26 protein-coding genes and 2 pseudogenes are annotated in these 22813 nt (G+C 46.4%); 3 read left to right on the plus strand and 25 right to left on the minus strand.

The annotated features are described in order from the left end of the window. Nucleotides 1-26: 26 nt before the first annotated feature. The 9 genes and pseudogenes from hisIE to KNO87_RS03760 all read right to left on the minus strand — a co-directional run bounded on the left by hisIE (nt 27) and on the right by KNO87_RS03760 (nt 6977). Nucleotides 27-664 (minus strand): annotated as a pseudogene (hisIE, locus tag KNO87_RS15410) (bifunctional phosphoribosyl-AMP cyclohydrolase/phosphoribosyl-ATP diphosphatase HisIE). Further along, the gene (gene hisF / locus KNO87_RS03725; protein WP_214793900.1) at nt 613-1380 is read right to left on the minus strand and encodes an imidazole glycerol phosphate synthase subunit HisF; all 768 of its coding nucleotides are present in this window, start codon (nt 1378-1380) and stop codon (nt 613-615) included. The pseudogene hisIE and the gene hisF overlap by 52 nt, the downstream one beginning before the upstream one ends. Beyond that, nucleotides 1373-2086 carry a 1-(5-phosphoribosyl)-5-[(5-phosphoribosylamino)methylideneamino]imidazole-4-carboxamide isomerase gene (hisA, locus tag KNO87_RS03730; protein ID WP_214793903.1) on the minus strand — a complete coding sequence of 238 codons (714 nt, stop codon included), beginning with the start codon at nt 2084-2086 and terminating at the stop codon, nt 1373-1375. The genes hisF and hisA overlap by 8 nt, the downstream gene beginning before the upstream one ends. Next, nucleotides 2064-2651 carry an imidazole glycerol phosphate synthase subunit HisH gene (hisH, locus tag KNO87_RS03735; RefSeq protein WP_214793906.1) on the minus strand — a complete coding sequence of 196 codons (588 nt, stop codon included), beginning with the start codon at nt 2649-2651 and terminating at the stop codon, nt 2064-2066. Before hisH ends, hisA begins: the two co-directional genes overlap by 23 nt. Beyond that, entirely contained in the window at nt 2648-3235 is a 588-nt protein-coding gene (hisB, locus tag KNO87_RS03740; protein ID WP_214793908.1) for an imidazoleglycerol-phosphate dehydratase HisB, read from the minus strand. The genes hisH and hisB overlap by 4 nt, the downstream gene beginning before the upstream one ends. After that, the gene (locus KNO87_RS03745) at nt 3222-4238 is read right to left on the minus strand and encodes a pyridoxal phosphate-dependent aminotransferase (protein ID WP_214793911.1); all 1017 of its coding nucleotides are present in this window, start codon (nt 4236-4238) and stop codon (nt 3222-3224) included. The genes hisB and KNO87_RS03745 overlap by 14 nt, the downstream gene beginning before the upstream one ends. After that, the gene (hisD, locus tag KNO87_RS03750) at nt 4235-5452 is read right to left on the minus strand and encodes a histidinol dehydrogenase (protein ID WP_214793914.1); all 1218 of its coding nucleotides are present in this window, start codon (nt 5450-5452) and stop codon (nt 4235-4237) included. The genes KNO87_RS03745 and hisD overlap by 4 nt, the downstream gene beginning before the upstream one ends. Then, nucleotides 5449-6057: an ATP phosphoribosyltransferase gene (gene hisG, locus KNO87_RS03755; protein ID WP_214793917.1), complete on the minus strand. Its 609-nt coding sequence runs from the start codon at nt 6055-6057 to the stop codon at nt 5449-5451. Before hisG ends, hisD begins: the two co-directional genes overlap by 4 nt. Then, nucleotides 6054-6977, minus strand: coding sequence for an ATP phosphoribosyltransferase regulatory subunit (locus tag KNO87_RS03760; RefSeq protein ID WP_214788501.1), 924 nt, complete (start codon nt 6975-6977; stop codon nt 6054-6056). The genes hisG and KNO87_RS03760 overlap by 4 nt, the downstream gene beginning before the upstream one ends. Nucleotides 6978-7087: 110 nt before the next feature. Between KNO87_RS03760 and hisJ the strand changes: the two genes are divergently transcribed. Continuing rightward, a complete protein-coding gene (hisJ, locus tag KNO87_RS03765) occupies nt 7088-7906 on the plus strand; it encodes a histidinol-phosphatase HisJ (RefSeq protein WP_214793920.1) in 819 nt (272 codons plus the stop codon). A 151-nt stretch (nt 7907-8057) separates the two neighbouring features. On the opposite strand, the gene KNO87_RS03770 is transcribed toward hisJ, so the two are convergent. The 13 genes and pseudogenes from KNO87_RS03770 to KNO87_RS03830 all read right to left on the minus strand — a co-directional run bounded on the left by KNO87_RS03770 (nt 8058) and on the right by KNO87_RS03830 (nt 19547). Next, complete coding sequence (locus KNO87_RS03770) at nt 8058-8408, minus strand: hypothetical protein (RefSeq protein WP_214788506.1); 351 nt, start codon at nt 8406-8408, stop codon at nt 8058-8060. 200 nt (nt 8409-8608) lie between these two features. Further along, the gene (locus KNO87_RS03775) at nt 8609-9184 is read right to left on the minus strand and encodes a deoxycytidylate deaminase (RefSeq protein WP_214793923.1); all 576 of its coding nucleotides are present in this window, start codon (nt 9182-9184) and stop codon (nt 8609-8611) included. 51 nt (nt 9185-9235) lie between these two features. Beyond that, complete coding sequence (locus tag KNO87_RS03780; RefSeq protein WP_074034586.1) at nt 9236-10465, minus strand: toxic anion resistance protein; 1230 nt, start codon at nt 10463-10465, stop codon at nt 9236-9238. Continuing rightward, nucleotides 10449-11171 carry a 5-bromo-4-chloroindolyl phosphate hydrolysis family protein gene (locus KNO87_RS03785; protein ID WP_214788511.1) on the minus strand — a complete coding sequence of 241 codons (723 nt, stop codon included), beginning with the start codon at nt 11169-11171 and terminating at the stop codon, nt 10449-10451. Before KNO87_RS03785 ends, KNO87_RS03780 begins: the two co-directional genes overlap by 17 nt. A 196-nt stretch (nt 11172-11367) precedes the next feature. Continuing rightward, nucleotides 11368-12732, minus strand: a complete 1365-nt coding sequence (locus tag KNO87_RS03790) for a sodium-dependent transporter (RefSeq protein WP_214788513.1) — start codon at nt 12730-12732, stop codon at nt 11368-11370. A gap of 122 nt (nt 12733-12854) precedes the next feature. Beyond that, the gene (locus tag KNO87_RS03795) at nt 12855-13727 is read right to left on the minus strand and encodes a diacylglycerol/lipid kinase family protein (RefSeq protein ID WP_214793926.1); all 873 of its coding nucleotides are present in this window, start codon (nt 13725-13727) and stop codon (nt 12855-12857) included. After that, entirely contained in the window at nt 13724-15229 is a 1506-nt protein-coding gene (locus tag KNO87_RS03800) for an ABC transporter permease/substrate-binding protein (RefSeq protein WP_214788519.1), read from the minus strand. The genes KNO87_RS03795 and KNO87_RS03800 overlap by 4 nt, the downstream gene beginning before the upstream one ends. A 10-nt stretch (nt 15230-15239) precedes the next feature. Then, a pseudogene (locus tag KNO87_RS03805) lies at nt 15240-15956 on the minus strand (ABC transporter ATP-binding protein); the annotation flags it as partial. A 105-nt stretch (nt 15957-16061) separates the two neighbouring features. Next, entirely contained in the window at nt 16062-16793 is a 732-nt protein-coding gene (locus KNO87_RS03810) for a 3D domain-containing protein (protein ID WP_251126026.1), read from the minus strand. Between the two features lie 238 nt (nt 16794-17031). Beyond that, entirely contained in the window at nt 17032-17484 is a 453-nt protein-coding gene (locus KNO87_RS03815; RefSeq protein WP_214793929.1) for a GDYXXLXY domain-containing protein, read from the minus strand. After that, nucleotides 17481-18665 carry a DUF2157 domain-containing protein gene (locus KNO87_RS03820; RefSeq protein ID WP_214788528.1) on the minus strand — a complete coding sequence of 395 codons (1185 nt, stop codon included), beginning with the start codon at nt 18663-18665 and terminating at the stop codon, nt 17481-17483. The genes KNO87_RS03815 and KNO87_RS03820 overlap by 4 nt, the downstream gene beginning before the upstream one ends. A gap of 17 nt (nt 18666-18682) precedes the next feature. Next, nucleotides 18683-18883, minus strand: coding sequence for a DUF2187 family protein (locus KNO87_RS03825; RefSeq protein WP_214788531.1), 201 nt, complete (start codon nt 18881-18883; stop codon nt 18683-18685). Between the two features lie 40 nt (nt 18884-18923). After that, nucleotides 18924-19547: an NUDIX hydrolase gene (locus KNO87_RS03830; RefSeq protein ID WP_260569815.1), complete on the minus strand. Its 624-nt coding sequence runs from the start codon at nt 19545-19547 to the stop codon at nt 18924-18926. Between the two features lie 112 nt (nt 19548-19659). Here KNO87_RS03830 and KNO87_RS03835 point away from each other — a divergent pair, with 112 nt between their 5' ends. Beyond that, nucleotides 19660-21198, plus strand: a complete 1539-nt coding sequence (locus KNO87_RS03835; RefSeq protein WP_214793932.1) for an FAD-dependent monooxygenase — start codon at nt 19660-19662, stop codon at nt 21196-21198. A 50-nt stretch (nt 21199-21248) separates the two neighbouring features. Here KNO87_RS03835 and KNO87_RS03840 read toward each other — a convergent pair whose 3' ends face one another. Continuing rightward, nucleotides 21249-21500, minus strand: coding sequence for a hypothetical protein (locus tag KNO87_RS03840; protein ID WP_214691944.1), 252 nt, complete (start codon nt 21498-21500; stop codon nt 21249-21251). Nucleotides 21501-21596: 96 nt separating this feature from the next. Between KNO87_RS03840 and KNO87_RS03845 the strand changes: the two genes are divergently transcribed. Beyond that, nucleotides 21597-21884, plus strand: coding sequence for a hypothetical protein (locus KNO87_RS03845; RefSeq protein WP_074034596.1), 288 nt, complete (start codon nt 21597-21599; stop codon nt 21882-21884). A 34-nt stretch (nt 21885-21918) separates the two neighbouring features. Here the strand turns inward: KNO87_RS03845 and KNO87_RS03850 are convergent, their stop codons facing one another. Then, nucleotides 21919-22494 (minus strand): NERD domain-containing protein, encoded by a 576-nt coding sequence (locus KNO87_RS03850; protein ID WP_214793933.1) that lies wholly within the window; start codon nt 22492-22494, stop codon nt 21919-21921. 20 nt (nt 22495-22514) lie between these two features. Next, nucleotides 22515-22811: a cell division regulator GpsB gene (gene gpsB / locus KNO87_RS03855; RefSeq protein ID WP_214793934.1), complete on the minus strand. Its 297-nt coding sequence runs from the start codon at nt 22809-22811 to the stop codon at nt 22515-22517. Nucleotides 22812-22813 lie beyond the last annotated feature (2 nt).

Below are 22813 nucleotides of genomic sequence, written 5' to 3' on the forward strand. Positions count from 1 at the left end.
AGGAGCATGTCTCCTTCCCTTTTCGTTTACCATTCCGTGACGTCTCGACGCGGCTTCGCCGGTGTCGTCGTTCCGTGACGCTTGGCAAGTAACGCCTCCACATCCTCTAAACGAACACCTTTGGCTGCTAACAAGACGAGTAAGTGATACAGAAGATCTGCTGACTCTTCGACCAAGTCTTCATCCGTCATGGCAGCAATGACAACCTCGAACGATTCTTCACCAAACTTCTTGGCGATTTTTTCAACACCCTGTTCCAACAAGTACGTCGTATAAGAACCTTCTTTCGGTTCTGCTTTTCTAGATTGAATCAATTGCTCCAATTCATGAATCATACGCTCACCTCCGTAAAGAAACAGCTTCGATTCCCGGTATGACACGTCGGACCGTTCGCATGGACACGAACGAGAAGCGCATCCTGGTCACAGTCGACGTGAATGCTGACGACGTCAAGTGTATTCCCGCTCGTCTCCCCCTTCATCCACAGCCGACCTTTCGATCGGGACCAAAACGTGACGACTCGTTCACGAAGTGTCTGTCGGATTGCCTCATCGTTCATATATCCTAACATGAGGACCGCTCCATCCTCTTCTGAAACGATGATGGCGGGGATTAGTCCATTTTCGTCGAAACGAACCGCATCGGCAAGTTGTGACTCGTGCATACGTGCTTCACCTCTTCTACTGTCGTTTTTCGGTCATGTAAGATGGAGGCAAGTAATGCGGCATCGACTTTCTCAAGCGCCTCGACTACGTGCTCGGCATTCCCTGCACCACCGGAAGCGATAATCGGAATATCGACGACTTCGCGGAGTTGTTCTAAAATCGTCAGGTCATATCCGTTCTGCTTCCCGTCTTGGTTCATGGACGTGACAAGAAGTTCACCCGCTCCCAGTGCGGCCACTTGTTTCGCCCATTCGACTGCCAACAGCTCGGTTTTCTTTTTACCGCCATATGTGTAGACGTAGTACGCCCCGTCTTCAAACTTCACATCGATCGCCACGACGATACATTGTGATCCGAAACGATCCGCGGCTTCACGAATGAGACTCGGAGATTCGACAGCGAGCGTATTCAATGATACTTTGTCCGCTCCTGCTTTTAACAGTGAAGAGATATCCTCAAGCGAACGAATCCCTCCACCGACCGTCAACGGAATGAACACTTTTCGTGCAACCGCACTGACGACATCGAGCATCGTCTGTCGGCGTTCCGTACTTGCCGTGATATCGAGAAAGACGAGTTCATCTGCTCCCGACTCATCGTAATATTTCGCAATTTCGACCGGGTCACCAATGTCTCGTAATTGAACGAATTCAATCCCTTTGACGACACGACCTTCTTTCACATCGAGACATGGAATAATTCTGCGTTTAAGCATAACGCGCCTCCCATTCAATCAGTTCATCGATACTTACTTTACCGGAGAGGAGCGCTTTGCCGACGACCGCCTCATCAATCTTGGCCATCTTCAGTTCTTTCACGTCCTCTTCCGTCGTCACACCGCCTGAAGCGATCAGGGTGACGTTGACGATTTGCCGTAACGCCTTCATGCGGGAGACGTTCGGTCCGTTTAGTTTCCCGTCAGAACCGATGTCCGTATACAAAATCGTCTCGATTCCTCGTTGGACGAGGTCTTGGGCGACAGAGATATCATCGAGTTTCGTCGCTTCCTGCCAGCCGTTGATAGCGACTTTCCCATCATACGCATCGAGTGCCACGGCGACTCGATTGCCGTACTTCTCGATAGCCCGATCCAAAAAGTCAGGGTCCGTGAACGCCTTCGTCCCTAAAAGGACGCGGTCCGCACCAGTTTCCATGACCGCATCGAGTGAGGCTTCTGAACGAATCCCGCCCCCTGTTTGAACGAGGAATCCAAGAGACTTTGCATAGCGGACGACGTTTAAGTGACGTGGCTCACCTGCTTTGGCCCCTTCTAAATCAATCAAGTGAATCATCGGAACTTTTCCTTGCCATTCCTTCAGTAGCTCATACGGGTCACCATATTGTTCTTCTGTCGAAAAATCACCTTCCGTCAAACGGACAATCTTTCCTCCGATTAAATCAATGGCGGGTAGTAATCTCACGTTCGACCGCCTCCTTCCATTCTTGAAGTAAACTGAGACCGAACGTCCCACTTTTTTCTGGGTGGAACTGCATGCCCGTCACGAGCCCTTTTTGAACAATCGCCGGAACTTTCTCACCCATGTATTCAGCCGCTGCCACGATGTATTCGTCATCCGTCACCGCATGGTAAGAGTGGACAAAATAGACATCCTCGTCCCGAAGGATCGAGTTCCATCCAACGTGTGGGAGCCGCTTCGCACGCATACGTTCTACAGTTCCCGGAATCAAACCGAGACCTTTCGTCGGCATCCCTTCCGTGCTTGAGTCAAACAAGAGCTGCATCCCGAGACAAATGCCTAAAAACGGCTTTTCTGTCGCCATTTGTTGCAGTAACGGGATAAGACCTGTCTGTTCGAGTGATTGCATCGCTTGTGGGAAAGCACCGACACCAGGGAGTAAAATGGCGTCCGCTTCTTCAATTTGCCTCGCATCATTCGTGATCACGACATAACAGCCGATAGCTTGTAACGCACGTTCGACGTTGAACACGTTTCCCATGCCATAATCGATGACAGCTACTTTCATCCTTCGATCCATCCTTTCGTAGAAGGGAGTCGGTTCGTCCCATCGCTCGAGATCGCCTCGGCGAGTGCCCGACCGAACGCCTTAAACAACCCTTCAATCATGTGGTGTGAATTCGACCCGTAAAGGACGGCGAGGTGAAGCGTGAGTCGACCGTTCATGGCGACGGCACGGAAGAACTCCTCTGCGAGTTCTGTGTCAAAATCGCCGAGCTTCGGATTGCGAATCTCCGCCTGATAGACAAGGTAAGGGCGCCCTGACACATCGACGACCGCTCGCGCGAGCGTCTCATCCATCGGCATGTAGCTTGAGCCATAACGACGAATCCCGACTTTGTCCCCGAGAGACTTCGCAATGAGTTGCCCGAGCGCGATCCCGACATCCTCGACCGTATGATGGGCATCGACCCATGTGTCGCCTTCTACTTTCACGTGTAAGTCCATCTGACTGTGAAAGGCGAGCAACGTCAACATGTGGTCAAAAAACCCGACCCCCGTCTGAATGGAACTCTCCCCTGTTCCGTCTAGATTTAATTGAATGTCTATTTTCGTCTCTTTCGTCTCACGTTTTAGTTCAGCTGTTCTCAACAGAATTCACCTCTTCAATCGTTTGTCGAATATAGGCATACGCTTCGTCTGTTCCCGCACTGACACGTAGCCCATCAGGAAACGCGCGTACATGGACTCCATTCTCAAGGAAGCGAGATGCCCATTCTTCACTATCATCCGTTTTGACATAAATGAAGTTGGCACGGCTCGGTAAAATCTCACCGATTGGTCGTAACAACTCCGTTAATTTCTTACGTTGCGCCGTATGGAACTGAATCGACTCCTGAATGTATGATGCATCTCGTAAGACGACGTTCGCGACAGCGGCACTGAGTCCACTGACGTTGAACGGCGAGCGGAATCGGTCGATTTGTTCGATGATCTCCTCTGAGGCAATCATGAAACCAATCCGAAGGTTCGCTAAACCGAACGCCTTCGATAACGTCCGTAGGATGATGACGTTCGGGTGCTCGTTCAAGCGAGACACAAATGAGTCGTCCATCGTGAAATCGATATACGCTTCATCCACGACGAGATACGGGACGCGTGCCGCAATGTCCGAAAGTTGTTCAAGCGTCCACATCTTGCCTGTCGGGTTGTTTGGGTTCGAGATCAGAACGAGCTTCGGTTTGATTGATTGAATGAGCTCGACGAGTGTCTCATAGTTCAACCCGTTTGCATCAGGTTGGATGAATTGGCCTCTCGCGATTTGAGTATAAATGCCATACATCGAAAAGTCAGGTGCCGGAGCGAGGACACGATCCTCTGTATCTAAGATCGCCTGACTTAAAATTGCCAACAGTTCATCGCTTCCGCTTCCGACCATGAGTTGTGTCGACTCGACTCCTGCATAGGTCGCATAACTCGCTTTTAAAGCAATCAACTCGTCGACCGGATAACGGCTTAGTGCCTCAAGTGATACGTCACGAATCGCTTGTTTCAATCGTTCTGGTAACGGATATTGGCTCTCATTTTGATTGAGCGCGAACCCAGTCACGGCATGCGGCACATAGCGCGGGATGTTCTGATAATTTCGTCTCATACGTCCTCCATCCGAACAGCCATTGCACGGGCATGTCCTTCTAGTTGTTCTTGTTTGGCGATTCGAATCGCCGCCTTCGTAATCGTCTCATCGAGCTCTGTCATCTCAAGGAACGTCTGACGGCGATAAAAGTCGTCGACGGACAATCCACTCGAGAATCGCGCTGTCCCACTCGTCGGTAAGACGTGATTCGGTCCAGCGATATAATCTCCGAACGCCTCAGCTGCCTCGTGACCGAGGAAGAACGACCCACCGTGACGAATCGACTTCATCAATTGCTCCGGGTCTTTAACGGCTAACTGGACGTGCTCGGCAGCCATTGTGTTCGCATACTCGATGGCTTCCTCTAGCGATCGATACAAGACACCGCCACGCTTCAACGCTTCTCTTGCGATGTCCTGTCGTGGTAAGAGCGCGAGCTGTCGTTCAAGTTCTCGCTCCACTTCATCACGAAGCGTCTCTGTCGTGACGAGTGCGATTGCTGTCGCTTCTACGTCATGTTCTGCTTGTGCGAGAAGGTCAGCCGCGACCCACTTCGGATTCGCCGTCTCATCGGCAACAATTAATACTTCAGACGGTCCGGCAACGGAGTCGATGCCGACGATGTGCGACACGAGTGCCTTCGCTGTCGCGACATACGCATTTCCCGGTCCTACAATCTTATCAACCGGGCGGATCGTTTCTGTCCCATATGCAAGTGCAGCAACGGCTTGTGCGCCTCCTACTAGAAAACATTCATCAGCTCCTGCGATTTTTGCTGCAATCAAGAGCGAAATGTCGATTCCATCTGCTTTTGGAGGAGTGACCATGACCACTCGTTTGACACCGGCGACTTTCGCAGGAATGATGTTCATCAGGACGCTCGACGGATAAACAGCTGTCCCGCCTGGCACGTAGACACCGACCGAATCGAGTGGCATATAACGTCGACCGAGTCGGAACATCGTATCTTCAAACACATCATCTTGCCGTACTTGATGAGAATGGAACGCACGAATCCGTTCTGCTGCCAATGTCAGCGCTTCAGTTAATTCGGCATATGCTGCCGGCGGGGTGAAGCGAGACAAATCGACTGATTCGATTTTGTCGACGCCATCGAATTGACGCGTCCATTCAAGTAGCGCTTCGTCTCCACGGGTTTCAATCGATTCGACGATTGGTTTCACGGCCTCGGCCCATGCTTCGCGACGTGATCGATTCGTTTCAGTGCTCATGCGTCTCCCTCCTGACTCAGCTTGCGGATCCATTCCTTCAATTCGTCAGGCTGTTCCGCCAAAGCCGTTTCACTCGTAATGAACTTTGCATTGATTGAAAAGATTGTTTCATATTCCTCTAAGTCGTTCGCTGCCAACGTCGCACCCGTCTCGACGATATCGACGATGCAATCAGCGAGTCCGGTTAGCGGAGCAAGTTCGACCGACCCATTCAACGCGATGATTTCAACGTTCTGTCGTTTCGAAGCAAAGTGTGAGATGGCGATGTTTGGATATTTACTGGCCACTTTTAATTTCTTTGTGCCATTACGTCGAACTTTAGGGCCACATACGGCCATCCGACAACGTCCGAACGGTAAATCGACGACTTCGAGCACACCAGGTGTTTTTTCTCGTAGAATATCTCCCCCGACGATTCCGACATCTGCGGCACCGTGCATCACATATTTATAGACATCGTCCCCTTTGACGAAAATAAACTCATGATCCCCTGCCTGTACCGTCAGCTCACGTCCACGCTTTTCCGGCCATACCGGCAAATCTTTTTCTACAAAAAATTGACGGGCTGCTTTTTCAATTCGTCCTTTTGCGACCGCTACCTTCATTTCATCACCTCATCTAACTGTTCTAAATCGAGTGACATGCCGAACGCTCGTCTCGAGTGTCCAAAATGTCCATATAGGGAATCGTATCGTCCACCTGAAAGGACTCGCTTGCCTTCAACGCTACCCGTCACCGTCAAACCAGAATAGTAATCAAAGTCTCCCGTTTGACCGAAGTCATATGACACCTCTAGTCCGATTGAGCGCAAGTGTTGTACGGCATCATCGACTTCATCAATGGCATCTTTTAAAGAATCCGGTGCCTCGGCACGTAATTCTTCAAGTGCAGCGTTCCCAATTAAAAAAGGAAGCTTCGCAATCAATGGATACCGATACGTCTCAGCTAGTTCGCGTAATGACTCTAAATTTCGAAGCGCCAAGATTTTTCGGAATGTGCGTTCCTGTATGCCCGTCTCTTTCGCGATTAACGAGATGACAGCCGCTGATCCGATTTTTAATGTCAAACGATCTTTTGGAAGGACTCCTTCAGTCATATCGAGAAAAGATTCAATGAGATGACTGTCTTTCTCTTCACCGTCGACCCACTCGAGTCCAAGCTGTTGGCGTTCATGCGGTTGACCTGAATGCTTGACCGTCCGACGATAGACAGCTCCGGCGTAGGCGACACGCATCGGTTCATGACCGTCTGCTAGCTTTCTAGCAATTTGAAGTGTATAGTCAGGGCGCATGACAAGGAGTTCCCCGTCATTCCCGAATAAACGATAGTAGGCCGACTCGTCAAAGAGCGCCAAATTTTGATAATGCGAATAGTATTCGAGTAGCGGTGGGTCGATGACGGCATAACCGCTCGCCTCTGCCTTCTCTAAAAATGACAGCATCCAACGCTTTGGTCGAATGACATCTCCTGATTGAAGTTCATACCATCCTTCTGGAATCGAACCTTTTGAATTTGACCAAATCATGAAAACCACCCTTTATCTTATTATCACTTTACCAAACTAAAGCAGTGTGTTAAATTTATCAAACAGAGCAACACCTGTCAACCAATTGAACTGAAAAGGACGTGTAACGGATGTTTAACTTTACCCATGATGGTCATGTGCATACCCCATTTTGTCCACACGGCACAAAAGACCCGATTGAACTATATATTCAAGCCGGAATCGAAAAAAGCCTGCAAACAATGACGTTCACAGAACACGCGCCGTTCCCACGATCGTTTATCGATCCGGTCCCGAACCAAGACTCAGCAATGTCCATCGATCTACTTCCTGAATATCTCGATACATTACAGCAGATGAAACAACACTTTAAAGATGTCATCGATATAAAAGTCGGGCTAGAAGTCGACTTGTTGCCACACCTTGAGGAAGAGACAATCGCTTTATTAGAACCTTTTGCACCATTGCTTGATGAAGTCATTTTGTCTCAGCACTTCTTATATGTAGATGGCACATATATGCCGATTGATTATTCTGCTGAGACGTTTGATGAGCTAGTCACAGCGCTCGGCTCATTCGAGAATGTGATGAAAGCTTATTATGAGTCAATCGAACGCGGCCTTGGATTCCCATGGGAAAAGATCAACGTCGCTCGGATTGGACACATTGATTTACCGATCAAATATCAAAAAAATTATGAATGGGACCGTTCACATGTAAAAGAGGAAGAGGAACGTCTCTTACTAGCGATTGCTGATCGGGGCTTCGGACTCGATTTCAACACGGCGGGATTAAGAAAGCCTGACTGTGGCGAGCCGTACGTCGCAGGACTTGCAAAGAGCGCCAACCGACTGAACATCCCTTTCACGTTAGGATCAGACGCTCACCTCGCTAACGATGTAGCAGCCGGATTCGACCTCATTGCACAAAAAAAAGCCACGTTCCTATGAACGTGGCTTTTTGACAGCGATCTAGCTATCTAGATCCCCATGCTTATGGTTGACAACGATATGGCATTCCATTTCTTCATCTGTAAACATCATACCATAACAAAAAATAGATGCAATAAAAAATTGGGTGAAATAGTTCACCCAATTTAAATCACATTGCTGCGTATAGAGTTTTCAAGTCATTCGTCGCCGCTTCATCCATTTGAAGTGCCACGAGTTCAACGTATTGAAGTGCTGGATCTTGATCTTTCGACAAAGCGACGATTTCAGCGGCTGCCTTGTCTAATGCCAACAAGATTCCCGAGACGCCAAGTGTCGGATAATATCGAAGGAGTGCACGAACGTGTTTGATTTCTGATACTTCATTTCCGTTAATGGTTAACGATTTGACTGCCAATTCCTGATGCATGCCAATCGCAAATTTATCTTCCCACACTTCTTCAAGTGTGATTAACGCTTCCACTTCATATGCACCATCTGTAAAGCGAACGAGTTTTTCCATAATCAAATTCCCCTCTCCTGAATCTACTTTCATTATATAAGAGATTTCAAAGAGTATATTGTGAAATATTGAACATTATGTGTAAAGTTTGTCTCACTTCATTTTGAACAAAAAAAAAGGCCCCTCCGAGGAGGGGCGAATAATGGAAGAGTAAAACACCATTGGCAGTACATTAATAATATATCATCTAATGAAAACGTTTACAATGTATTTTTGTACATTTTTTCAAGTGGCATATGTAACACTTCAATCCCACTTTCACGCATCAACTCTAAACCGTCACCATGCTCATAACCGACCGCATAAACGACGCGTGCAACGCGTGCTGCAATCAGCGCAAGGGAGCAGGCATGACAAGGTGAATGGGTAACATATGCCGTCGCACCGAACGCATTCGTCGAGTCGGCAGCCAATTTTCCAATCGCATTGATTTCCGCATGAATCTCATGTTGCTTCGACCAGTGATGATGGTCATATGGGTCCGTACATTTGATATAAGTCACACCATTACGGATGAGCCGAGCTGGTTCGTTGATCATATCGAGGTCCGTCGACGCAACATAGTCGGTATGTTTATAAAACCCATCTTCTTGCTTGATATAGATTTCATTACAATTCGTATGACCAGACGGTGTGCCGTTTAGACCAATTGAGATCGGCTTTTCATCTTTTACGATGACACAGGCAACACTCTTAGATGCACACTTTGAGTGTCGCTCAGCCATCATATCGGCAAACAATAACCACGTCTCGTCCCACAATCGTTGTTTCTCCATGTAAGCCCCTCCTCGTAGAAAAGGAAAGTCTGATTGCTCAGACTTCCCTTCTTAATATCCAGTATCTTTAGGTAGTTCTTTATTTTTAGAAGCAATCTCGATGACTTTCTCTTTAAGCTCATGTTCCATCCGATCAAGTTCACGCTCAGCGTCACGACGCTTTTGTTTCCCTTCTTGTTGAATGCGTAACGTTTCATCCAACGTCGAGAGTAAATTCTCGTGGGCGACTTTAAGTGACTCCACCGACACAATCCCTTTTTCATTCTCTTGAGCAATTTCAATTGAAGAGTCTTTCAACATCTTCGAGTTCTGCTCAAGCAACTGGTTGGTCGTCTTCGTCACATCCTGTTGCATGCGAAGTGCCGTCTTCTGACGCGTCAAGCTGAGTGCAAGGACGACTTGGTTTTTCCAAAGAGGAATCGTGTTGACGACCGCTGATTCGATTTTCTCCGCAAGGATTTGGTTATTCTGCTGAATCACTCGAATTTGAGGTGCCATTTGAAGACTGATCGTACGACTCAATTTCAAGTCATGTAACTTCTTCTCGAAACGGTCTGCCAATTGAATCATATCGTTCAATTGTTGAAGCTTAGACTGATCTTTTGAAATTTCCACTTCTTGACGAAGTGGCGCAATCTCATGTTCACGTACATGATCAAGCTTCGTCTCACCCGCAGCGATATAGACGTTCAACTCTTCGAAATATCGCTTATTCTTGTCGTACATTTGATCGAGCATCGTGATGTCTTTCATGAGCCCGAATTTGGCACGATCGAGGTTATGAATGACTTCTTCCAAATAGACGTTCATTTTTTCGAATTGAAGCTTGTAGTTTTCAGCCTTCTTCTTTGCGCGACCGATGAGCGGGATGTTGTCCATGAAACTTTTCTTTTCCGGCTGAAGCATGTCTGGATCCATCTTTCGGACGTTTTGCATCAAGTCAGACAATAATTTCCCAGCATCCCCGCCGTCTTTCATACGCACTTCCGTCAAAATCTGGTCAGAGAATTGTGAGAGTTCACGTTGGACATTCGAGCCGAACAGCATGACTGAATCCGTCTTTTTAATATCGATGGACTCCGCCAATCGCGTAATTCGCTCACGATGCTCTTGAGGTACGTCTGGCTTGGCTTGAATGGCAGGTACTTCATGAGGTTGTGAAACAGATGACCACTCCACAGAAGGGTCACTAAACCCCTCTGTTTCGGTTTTTGTTTTCGTATCAGATGTCAGCTCTTCTTCCGGCCATGACTGCCAGTTCGTTTCATTCGATGAAGTCATGTTTCTTTCTCCCTTCCGGCTGATCAGATAAGACTCGCTCCATCATGATCAGTTCACGTTCAAAGTCTACGGCGTCATCTTCAAGAAGACGTCCGCGCTGTTCTTTAAATTTATCGACAATTAGTCGCATATTCGTGATTAATTGCTCTCGAGTCTCTTCTTGAATAACGACTCGTTTTCCTTCAAGTTCTTTAAATTTCAAGACGACCGAGACGAGGGAATCTAAGTAGAATGTGAACAAGTCTCGAACATGTTTCGCGTCTTGCGGGTTTTCGAAAAGTTCTTCGAACAATTCATGCGCTTCTTTTGAGACAGCTTTCATTTCACGCCGTACTTCCACATCTTTAATTTCAGGAAGGACACGGTCAATCTGTTGCAACTTCTCATAACCTTGTTCAATCGTCCGTTGCAAAAATTGAAGCTCTAAATCGTCTGTCGCCTCGAATTGACGTGCTGGGACAGGCTCTTCAATCGGTTTAAGGATTCTTGAACCCGTGAATGGTTCGTCCTCATCAAGCAACAGTTTTTTCTTGGCACGTTTCGCAACCGTTGTCGGTGTGCGTTGACGGTTTTTGCGCTTGTTCGTCGACCAGACTTCATTCAAGACGAGCGCCCCTACGATAATGAATAACCAGGAGAAATCGAATACGTTGATGGCAAAGTATATGACCGCCCCTGTCAGGGCCCATTTCATCCATGTTTTCATTCTTTTCACCTCATCTCATGTTACTTCTATTGTACATTACGAAACCTATCAAAAAAAGTTTCGTCATCTCTATCATTTTAGCATAATAAAAATCGCTAAATCCTCCGTCCAAAGGTGTAGAAACAACAACCTATATCGACTTCTTTCCCGTTGTGCGACGAAAAAAACCGTAGACTCTGAGAGCCTACGGTTTCGGTTATTGTGCTGTAAGTGTTGTAACCCACGTTGATACCATGACAATTGCTACCGTTACGGGAATCACGTAACGAATGAGCGCATGCCAGATTGGATAAAGTTTCTTACCTGGTTCTGACGTTTGGATCTCATCTTTCAATATACGTTGATCGACGACGTATCCGACAAAAATCGATGTCAAGAGCGCCCCGACCGGCATCAAGATATAGCTAACAAGGTAATCCATCGTATCGAAGAACGTTAGCCCATTAAACAATTGTACATCACTCAATAATCCGAACGACAATGCGGATGGAACTCCTACAACGAAGACGAGAATAGCGGCCGTTACCGTCACTTGTTTCTTCGTCCAACTCGATTTCTTTTCATTCAATCGATCCGTCACACCTGCAACGACGACTTCTAACATGGCAATCGATGACGTGATCGATGCGAAAGCGAATAATAGGAAGAACAAGACCATGAAGAATCCACCAAGTGGTACTTGGTTGAAGACTGCCGGTAACACGACGAACAGTAGCGCCGGACCTTCAGCCGGGTCAAGTCCCGATGCAAAGACTGCCGGGAAGATGGCAAGCCCAGCTAAGAGTGATACTGCAATGTTCAATAGAACAATCATGTTCGCCGAACGATTCAACGTCCCTTTCGTCTTAATGTAAGACGCATACGTCAACATCGCCGCTACTCCTAACGATAAGGAGAAGAAGGCTTGACCTAAAGCAAACAACACTGATTCACCCGTTAATGCTGAGAAGTCCGGTTGTAAGAAGAAGCGAACCCCTTCCATCGCTCCGTCAAGTGTCAATGAACGGACGACGAGAACTAAGAAGCTGACGAACAAGAGTGGCATTAAAATTTTACTCATTCGTTCGATTCCTGCTTCAACTCCACGTAATACAATCAAGAGCGTGATTAAAAGGAATAAAAATTGTCCGAGTACAGCAATTCCTGGTGTTGAAACGACGTTTCCGAAAACATCCCCGAATTCGTCAGCCGAACGCCCGCTTAATGTTCCACTTAAACCGAGCCCGATATAAATGAGAACCCATCCTCCAATAACACTATAGAAGGAAAGCAACAAGAAACATGCGATGACACCTAAATAACCGATGATGGTCCAACGACCGTGCCCTAATTTTTTGAAGGCGAGAAGTGCCGTCTTTTGCGTAGAACGTCCAACGATGAATTCACCAATTAATAATGGCAGACCGAGTAATAATGTGAACGCCAAAAACATGAGTAAAAAGGCACCGCCCCCACTAGTTCCAGTGACGTATGGAAACTTCCATATCGCACCTAAACCGATTGCCGACCCTGCGGCAGCTAGAATGAATCCAATTTTTGAGGCGAATGAGTTTTGCGCCATGATTACCCCTACTTCCTGTTTTTCATTTCATTTTCATAATAATAGTGAAATACTAACACGGTTCAAGGGTCAGGACAACAAAAAAACAGAGAAAAGTCTGAATACTTTTCTCTGTTGATGCTTTATGGCGTTAAAAACATGAGAGCCTGCTCTCGAATTCGTATCGTTAAGTGATCGGTTTCGAAATGCTCACCGTCTACATCGATGATTTGAGGTTCATTTAACTCTACTTCGACATGAGGAGCCTGAAAGTGATTCCATTCCGTCGATTTTTGATCAAGACCGAGTTGCTGGGCCAACAATTGTCGAATCATCGGAAATCCGATTGACGAACTGTGAACGACTTCTAACAATCCGTCTGAAAACGATTGTGTCTCAAGCTTCGTCGGTACGGTCCCGAGATAACTCCCATTCCCTACATATAGAAAACTGACATCACCTTCGTAAAGGAGTTCATCTCCTCGTCGTAACCGAATCTCAAATGGGTCAGCTTCGCGAAACTGGCGGATAGTCGCTAAAAAGTAACCGATTGAACCTAACGCTTCCTTTTCATCCGGATCGATTTGACGTGACGTGTCTGCAATCAATCCGACTCCTACGAAATTGAGAGCATACATCTCATCAACTTGAATAACGTCCACATGCTGTTCATGATTCGACTTAATGACACTTGCCGCTTGTGTCGGTTGAATGGGAAGTTCAAGCGCTCGCGCAAAATCATTACATGTCCCGGCAGGAATGATTCCTACTGTCGGACGCTCCTCACGCTCTAACGTCATTAAGCCATTCACCACTTCGTTTAAGGTCCCGTCTCCCCCTATCACAATCATATGGTCGAACGTTCCACTTTCTTTCGCGAATCGGAGCGCGTCCCCGATTTCTTGAGTTTTCTTGATAATTATTTCTTCGTAGAGCGATTCAATCGTTCCGATGACTTCTCCGAGCATCGTTTCGCTCGTACCAGACTTCGGATTCGAAATAATCAAAGCTCTCATAATAACCCTTCCTGTTCTAAGAAGTCTTTCGCTACATCATAAGCACGTTCATTTCCGTAGGCAACACGTCGGTTCAGTTCAGACATCTGTTCGTCTGTAATTTTGCCGGCGAGTTGGTTGAGCGCATCCTCAATCTCCGGATACTCTTCAAGCGTCTCCTCTTTCATGAGTGGTGCGCCTTGATAAGGTGGGAAGAATTGTCGGTCGTCTTCTAATACGACGAGATCGTTCTCGGCGATATCAGGATCCGTCGCATAAGCGTCGACTAGATTGACATCCCCTCGAGCGATGGCGCGATAACGTAATTTCTGCTCCATCGAGACGACAGATGGGAAATCAAACCCATACTCGTTTTGTAAGCCAGGATACCCGTCTTCACGGTCGGTGAACTCGAGGGTGAAACCGGCTTTAATATCGGACTCGACATTCCGTAAATCTGAAATAGCCGTAATGTCTTCTGCCTCGGCATAGTCACGTGGAATCGCGAGCGCATACGTATTGTTAAACTTCATCGGTTCTAGCATCACGTATCCGTCTTCGGCCAGTGCCTCTCTCGCTTGTTCATATACCTCACCTGCATCGTTTGACTCAGGTGTCTCTTTGACGAGACTCGCGAGTGCTGTACCTGTAAACTCCGGATAAATGTCGACGTCACCTGATTGGAGTGCGCCCCATACGAACGTCGTCTCCCCGAAGTTCGGTTTCACGGATACAGTCAAATCTGTTTCTTCCTCAATCAATAGCTTATACATATTCATCAGAATTTCTGGCTCTGGACCGAGTTTACCGGCAACGACAAGGTCTGTCTCTTGAGAGCGACCAAATGCGAGCGGCGTGATGATGACCAGGGCGAGTACGGTAGAAACAGCAATCAATTTCGTCTTATTGCGAGTCGCTGTCGCACCTTCCATCTGACGCAACAAGAAGTCAAACAGGAGTGCCAAAATAGCGGCTGGGATCGCACCCAGTAAGATTAAGTAATTATCGTTTCGGTTAATCCCAAGTAAGATGAGTGTACCAAGTCCGCCTGCTCCGACAAGAGCAGCGAGTGTTGCCGTACCGACGATTAAGACCATCGCTGTACGGATACCAGCCATGATGACCGGCAATGCAAGGGGAAGTTCGACTTTCATCAAACTTTGATTCGGCTTCATCCCACAAGCTCGAGCTGCTTCAAGTAACGATTTGTCCACTTCATTCAATCCAGTAAACGTGTTACGTAAAATTGGTAGGAGCGCATATAACACAAGCGCGATGATGGCAGGCAATGCTCCGATTCCTACGAGTGGAATCATTAACCCGAGTAGGGCAAGCGAAGGGATCGTTTGAATAATTGCTGTAACACCAATGGCGGTCTCGGCAATTTTCTTACGACGTGTCAGCCAAATCCCTAATGGTACGGCAATCAAAACGGCAATTAAAAGCGATACGACAGAGAGCTGCAAGTGCTCAATCAGTGCCTCGACAAGCTGACCTTGTCTATTTTGGAACGTCTCAAGCATCTAGCTCACCTCTTCCGCGTTGTGTGAATTCTAAGACGAACGGATCTTCACTCGCCAATATTTCATCTGGTGTACCGACCAACATGAGTTCGCCGTCGCGCATCAATGCGATGCGGTCACCGAGCTTCATCGCTTCTTGCATGTCGTGTGTGACAAATAGAATCGTCTTACCGAGTTCATCATTTAGTCGCTTGATGTCATCTTGCAATTGACCACGGCTAATGGGGTCAAGCGCAGAGAACGGTTCGTCCATCAGGATGACGTCCGGGTCTGCGGCTAGTGCGCGCAATACCCCGACCCGTTGTTGTTGACCACCAGATAGTTCCGAGGGCTTCTTCGAACGTAATTTCGGGTCGAGACCGGCAATTTTCATCAATTCCGTCACACGGTCTTTCGTTCGTTCTTTTTTCCATTTCAATAGTTCCGGTACGACAGAGATGTTTTCTTCAACTGTTAGATGGGGGAATAAGGCAATTTGTTGAAGCACATAACCGATGTTACGGCGTAACTCAAAAATATCGAATTGATAGATTTCTTTTCCATCGATTAAAATCTTACCGTCCGTATGATCGATGAGGCGATTGACCATCTTCATCGTCGTGGTCTTTCCACACCCGGAAGGTCCAATCAATACAAAGATTTCTCCTTTTTCTACTGTTAAGCTTAACTCTTTGACGGCTAACGTCCCGTCTTCATAACGTTTTGACACATCACGAAACTCAATCAACCTGATCCCTCCTCGACTATTTCCAAAATGGAAATTCAAATAGTATTTTGCCCGTTTCTCTACTTTGTTAAACAAAAAAGGCTCTCCTATTGGAGAACCTGACCATTAGTAAAGCGTTACTTTGATGTGACGACGCCCCCATTGGATCGCATCCTGTTTGGAATCGACGAGTAAATCGACGATATGTCCTTTGATTCTTCCACCTGTATCAAGGGCAATCGCATCACCGACACCTTGGATATGGACTTTAGAACCTAATGGAATGACGGCAGGGTCAACAGCGATGATTCGCATCCCGTTATAATAAATCGAATCAGTCACGTCATGACCAGTTGCTGTTAAGACACGACCACCATATGCCTTGTTATCAGCGACATCATTTGAATATGCAGTCGATTCGACTGTAATGACTTTTTTACCCGCTGACGTAGACACTGGTGTCGCCGTAGTCTTTTTATTCGAAGAAGCCGCTGCCTTTTTTGCTGCCGCACGTTCTGCTTCTTTACGCGCTTCTTCAGCTTTTCGTTCTGCTTCAAGTTTAGCAAGTCTTTCCTTTTCTGCTTTCTCTTTCTCTGCAGCAAGACGTTCTGCTTCGAGACGCTTCTCTTCAGCGATGCGTTTCTCTTCAGCGATGCGTTTTTCTTCGGCAATTTTCTTTTGACGGGCGATTTCTTTCTGTCGTTCTTCTTCAATCGCTTGTCGTTCTAATTCAATTGGATTTTGTACAATTTTCTGTTCTGTCCCGATTCCGATCTGTGCAGCATCTGCTTGACCAACGAATGTGAACATCCCAATCATTGCGGTTCCAAATAACATCATATATTTAATCAATTTCATCGTAGTAAGGTCATCACCTTTCTCGTTATGTAACGAACAGATGTTAATTTACCACGACACGTTACATTGGAGTAGCCGTTTCAACGAAGTGAAATATTCCTGACATATGACGTAAAAAGTGGTTACAGATTGTAACAATTGCGAAAAACGTTGCTATTACTAGGTTTCACAAAAAAATTACAGAATCGTTACAATAAATCATGTAACAAACCTGTAATCTTCCTGTCATGTGTTTTATTTATTCAATTGGCTTTAAATCATACAATCTGAGCATCCCCCACGGTGCAACATCGACTTGGACCGTGAAAGATTTTTCCCCTTCCACCCTGTCTACTTCATCTTGAGGGACACGATACGACCCCATTTCTTCTATATAAAGGTTGCGGTCATAGTAGTTCGCCCGTACTCCTCCGAAAAACGGTTTTGACTCGACTCGGTCGATGACGGCAAATCCATCTTCCCCTTGCTCGAACGAAACGTAAACCGTCCCCGTCTCAACATTTTGACGTCCTTCGAATTCGTCATATTCCAGATAGATAGAGTCTCCAAAATACGGGTCATACGGTTCATACGAAGTACCTTTGAACGTGTATGTCTCCCCTACCCACGAGATGGCAAAGACAAGAATGACAAACAGGACGGCAATCATGACTTGGACGGCCGGAATGACCCACGTGGACAATCGTTTCATGTCGTCACATCCCTTCTCGTACGATTACGCCACCATAGTCCGAGTGACAATGCGAAGACGATGAGCGCACCGATCAAGAAGAAGAGAGAGATATCCAGACGGTCCCATACATAAATGAAATAAATCGTCATCTGGACAACTAGGAAATAGATAAAGGCGAAGATGGTTGGTTGTCTCATCATGTCTTGACGGACGAGGTATGCCAATGCAATCACTTCAATCAATACCGCCAGAAGTACACCTGAATCCTCGAATAATGCAAATGGAATGACTGCGAGCAAACTCACCCACAACAGATCGTTTCGGCGATGAATCAAATAGACGGCGACGAGTGCGATGGATAGGAGGGTCGCTTCTAGTATCGAAGGTGGTCTTTGCGAGAGCCAGCTTTCTGTGACATTCACTAAATAGCCAATGGAAAGCACGGCTGCGACAAATAAATAGGCAGCTTGCCAAGCAGCCCGCTTACGATAAATCAGAAGTAACGCATGTAAAATGACGAGTGACCAAAGTGGCCATAGTCTTCCTTCATAGTCCACATATTGACCAAAGATATTGAGAATACCGTAAAAGGTGAGCCATGCGAACGTCCGATCCAATGATTCCTCCACAAAATGGAACCATACCCATGTCACGACGAGTGCAAATCCAATCAACGTCAACCCTATACCTTCGAAACTGTTCGTGACGGCCATGAATGCAGTGATAGCGGAGATAATCGAAAAAATGACGTGCTCATACATGATTCTGTGCAAAACGGCCATCGTGAAGAGGATCCAAAACAGAAACGTCAATTGCCCGGATAGATTATACGTGGTAAAGATGACCGCCATGGTCGCTACAAAAAAGACAAATCCTAATACGCGTAATAAAGTGACGTACCTCGGCGTTTTCAAGCGGACCCGCTCGGCAAAGACATAAAATCCAACCATAAAAATAAGAAATAACCCAATCTTTAAGAGGTCAGGAATCGCCTGCCAATTGGCTGCAACGAAGCTAAATAGGCTGAGTGCCAGTAAAATCGAGCCGACAATGACTAAAACAGGCGGCTTGTGATCATGTCGCTCACTAGCCGCCCGTTGTGTATGTTCATAGTCGACTAGTCTTTTACCCGTCGCTTCATCTAACAAACCCGCCTCTTGCCATTCACGTACTTTTTTGTCAATGGACACCTGAATCATCCCTTTCAGAAAAAAGGTCAGCTGGCGCGTTCAATCAATTCCAAATCTGATTTTAATAAAACTTGTTTTTCAAACTCGAGCCCGAGTTGTTGAAACTCTTCCATGATCGAAACGTCTCCGATCACAGTATTGGTCAGTACGGCGGTCACTTCTGCGACCCATCCTTCACGAGTCGACTTCACGATATCACCTACGAGGAATTCTTCAGACACACCCATTCACTTCCAATCTAAATTTGTTTCTATCATTATAACGAAATTATGTCGGTTTGAATACGTTTTCTTTTATGCGTTGAATAAATTGTGTCAAAAATTTTCCAGTAAGTCCCCAAATGATATAGTCTTCATGTTCGTAGAAAGGTTCTCTCATTTTAATTACCCGTTTTTTGTACGCTTTAGCATTCGCCAATCGATCTAATGGGATATTTTGATCCGGGTTCATCGTCCACTCCATCTCTCCATGAAACGGGTCAATCATGAGCAATGTAGAGACCGGTACCGTAAACAAGTGATCGACCTCATCCGTTTCTTTCACACTTGGTAATTCCGATAAGATTCCGACAAATGGATAAATCAATTGTCGATGGGGTGTGGCGAGCGGCCTCAATTTGCCAATGACTTCAATTTGAGTTGACGCAATCTCGAGCTCCTCACACGTTTCTCGCACCGCCGCTTCGACAGGTGTCTCTCCTTTTTCAAGTCGACCTCCTGGAAAAGAAATCTCCCCGGGTTGCTGCCGCATCGTATGGGCACGTACTTCAAAGACGACATGCCATTCCTTCTCTATTTCAACGAGCGGAATTAATACCGCCGCTGTCTGTTCGTAATCTTCTTCCATTGTAAAGCTATTTCGAATTTGATTTTCATTGATCCATGGCTGCACACCGTTCACTCACCTTCCATCATCGAATATCTTATACCGTTCTATACCCCACTTTTCGTTTAATCGCTGCCAATGTCGGAAATATCATTATTAATGATAGGAGTTGATCACTTTGGACGAACAAGTGGATGTACTAATCGTCGGAGCCGGACCGACCGGCCTGACGCTCGGCCTCACCTTAGCCAGATATGGCGTTTCATTTCAAATCATCGACCGAAAGACGACCCCGTCGGATAATTCTCGGGCCATCGGGATACAGCCGCGGACAATCGAAGTGTTCTCTCGCTTAGATGTCGCCCAAGAAGTGCTCGAGCGGGCCCGTACGATTGAACGGGGAAATCTCTATTTCTCAGGTCAATGGACGGCAAAGCTAGAGTTTTCAAAGCTTGTCACTCCGTATCCTTTCGTGACACTACTGCGACAAAATGAAACAGAAGAAATTTTAGAACGCGCCCTACACAAACATGGTCACGCAGTGAAGCGCGGCGAATCACTCTCGTCGATCACCCAATATCCATCACGTACGATTGCTCATTTGACTGCTGCAGATGGAACCCAGCGTTCAGTCGAAGCCAAATATGTCGTCGCCGCTGATGGTGCGAACAGTTCTATCCGTCGAATGCTCGCCCTCCCTTTCAGTGGGAAGTCGTTTAAAGAGGCATGGGTGTTAGCGGATTTGAAAGCAGATTGGCCCATTTCTCGCGAAGAGGTGCATATTTTCTTCTCGGATCAAGGGGTGCTAGAAGTATTTCCACTCACAGATGAAACAATCCGGATTACGGGAAACTTACGAACCGATGAATCATTCGTGGAATCGGACCTTCAACAATTTGTTGAACAACGTAGTCACATGCCTGTTCACATCCACGATGTCGAGTGGTTCTCACTTTTTCGCGTTCATAATCGGATGGTCGATACGTTTATCCATAATCGAATCATTCTAATGGGCGATGCGGCTCATATCAATTCTCCGGTCGGTGGACAAGGAATGAACACTGGGATTGCGGATGCATTCAACTTAGGTTGGAAGCTATGGCTCCATTTGAAGACGGGTGCTCCACATCAAGTCGTCTCGACGTATCGGGATGAACGCGAACACGTTGCAAAGAATGTCCTACAGACGACGAATATCGCGACCGTGATGCTTCAAACGACCCTTCCGATGCTGTTACCGTTCCAAGCCATCGGAGCTGATGTCTTCACACGAGTCAATCTCGTTAATCAAAAGATAACGGAACGAATCTCGCAACTTCATCTGTCCTATCCGAAAGCGTTGCGTATGCCATTTCGACGAGTTTCCGAAGGAAAGATCTTTCCTGAGACAGAGATTTTACGAACCGATGACGGCTTTCGGACGAAGATTTCGGAGATTGCCGACGGACGCTTCCAAGTGCTCGTGTTCGACGATGGCAAACGTGATTTGACAGCGATTTATGAATTCTTAAATCAGCATCATCCATTCATTCAAACCATTACATTGTCGAAGACGAGTCGTCCATTTTTCGATCAAGGAAATGAACTTGCCAAGTCACTATTTATGAAACGCGGTATATTGGTCATACGTCCAGACGGCTATTTATTGCATATGCAACATCATGTCCGTCTAAAACCTTTACAGGACAAGTTAGCCGTCTGGCTTCCGCAAACATAAGCGTGTATAAATGGAGAGCTTCACCACATTGGTGAAGCTCTCCATGTCATTTATTCTTCAACATTTACATATAGAATACCTGGTTTTGAAAGCGTCAAATCGTAGAACGCTTCAAACGCCTCGATATCCTCGAGCTTACGAAAATCAATTTTGTCTGTCTCTTCATTCGGGATGGCGACGATGATGCCTTCTTCCGTCGATTTGATCATACCGGTTTGGCCGTTATGAATTCGAATGTAGAGTACTTGCTGGTCTTCGAGGAGCGAGATTGCCTCTCGTCTCGATTGAATCGGTTTTTTCATAAAATCCCCCTCTTTTCCATTTTAGTATAACGTTCACTTCATATTGCTTTCAACTCGCCGCACCATTAAACTTGTGTAAAGAAGGGGTTGAATGCGTTGGAAACATTATTCATCATTGTACTCGCCATCTTGTTCGTCATTTTGGTCACGATTCGTACGATTCGCAACTTAAAATGGGTTCGCTTCGGTGAAGCGTTTGGGAAGCAAGGCGAGGAACTATTAGGTGACTATCATTACCTGACAGAACAGGGAATCACCTGTCGGATAGAACAAGGACTTCCGACCGGAAAGTTGTTAAAACCGCTCGCAAAAAATTTAGACGACCGTGTCGCACTGTTCGTCCATCGAGATGATGCGGCAAAAGCTAGAGAACTATTAAAATAAGAAGAAGGCCAAATACAATCATTTGGCCTTCTTCTTATTTATGTACTTGTCTTTCAGAACAGTAGTAGGCGATTTGTTTAACAAGTGGCTCCGTCAACATCTCAAGATTGGTTTTGCTGATGACCTGATCGACCAACTTGAAAGAGTCGCCACAATTGGCCTTAATCCGTTTAAGCTTCAACTGTTCCGTCTCTGGGAAGATTAAAAACGAATAAACCGGAATCGCTTGTCCACACTCTTTTTTCAGTCGTGAACGTACTTGTTTGGTCATTCGCTCTAACTCCGTGACAGGATGTGGATAGACGTGTTTCCATCCCATAGACGTCTCTGTCCGACACTCGCGGTTCGTCAAATGGACAGGGGCTGGAGTTCGATTTAATTGAATCAAAAATACTCCTTTAGGTCCAACGAGCACGTAATGAACGAGATCGTCCTCAAACTCGACTTGTTCAATCATCATCCAATCAAAACGACAAGTGTGTCTAATGTTTTCGACGAGACGATCCGTATAGCATGTCGGTGCTTTCATCACTTCTTCTTTCGGACGAAACAGCTTTCTTGTCTGTTGTTTAACGGGTTGTTTCTCAGTAGCCGTTAACACTTGTAACATTCACTCCACCCCCCTATTCCTTATTCGCTTGGTCCCACTTGCTTTCCGAAGACTGCTTTTTCGAGATTTGAGATGCGACGCAACATATCATAATTAGATGCGACAGGCTGCGCTGGCTTGACAGGTTCCGCTGCAGGTGATGATTCGCGACGCAATGAATCATTTTCCTTTTGAAGACGATCGATCTCTTTTGCCATCTTTTCATAATCGCGAATGACCACGTCTAAGAATTGATCGACTTCTTCTTGCGAATACCCTCGTAATGCTGTTTTAAATTCTTGTTTATAAATTGCTTCTGCCGTTAGTTCGGTTTGCATCG

The sequence above is a fragment of the Exiguobacterium sp. s34 genome, assembly GCF_018617435.1.
In the GTDB taxonomy this organism is placed as follows: Bacteria; Bacillota; Bacilli; order Exiguobacteriales; family Exiguobacteriaceae; genus Exiguobacterium; species Exiguobacterium aestuarii.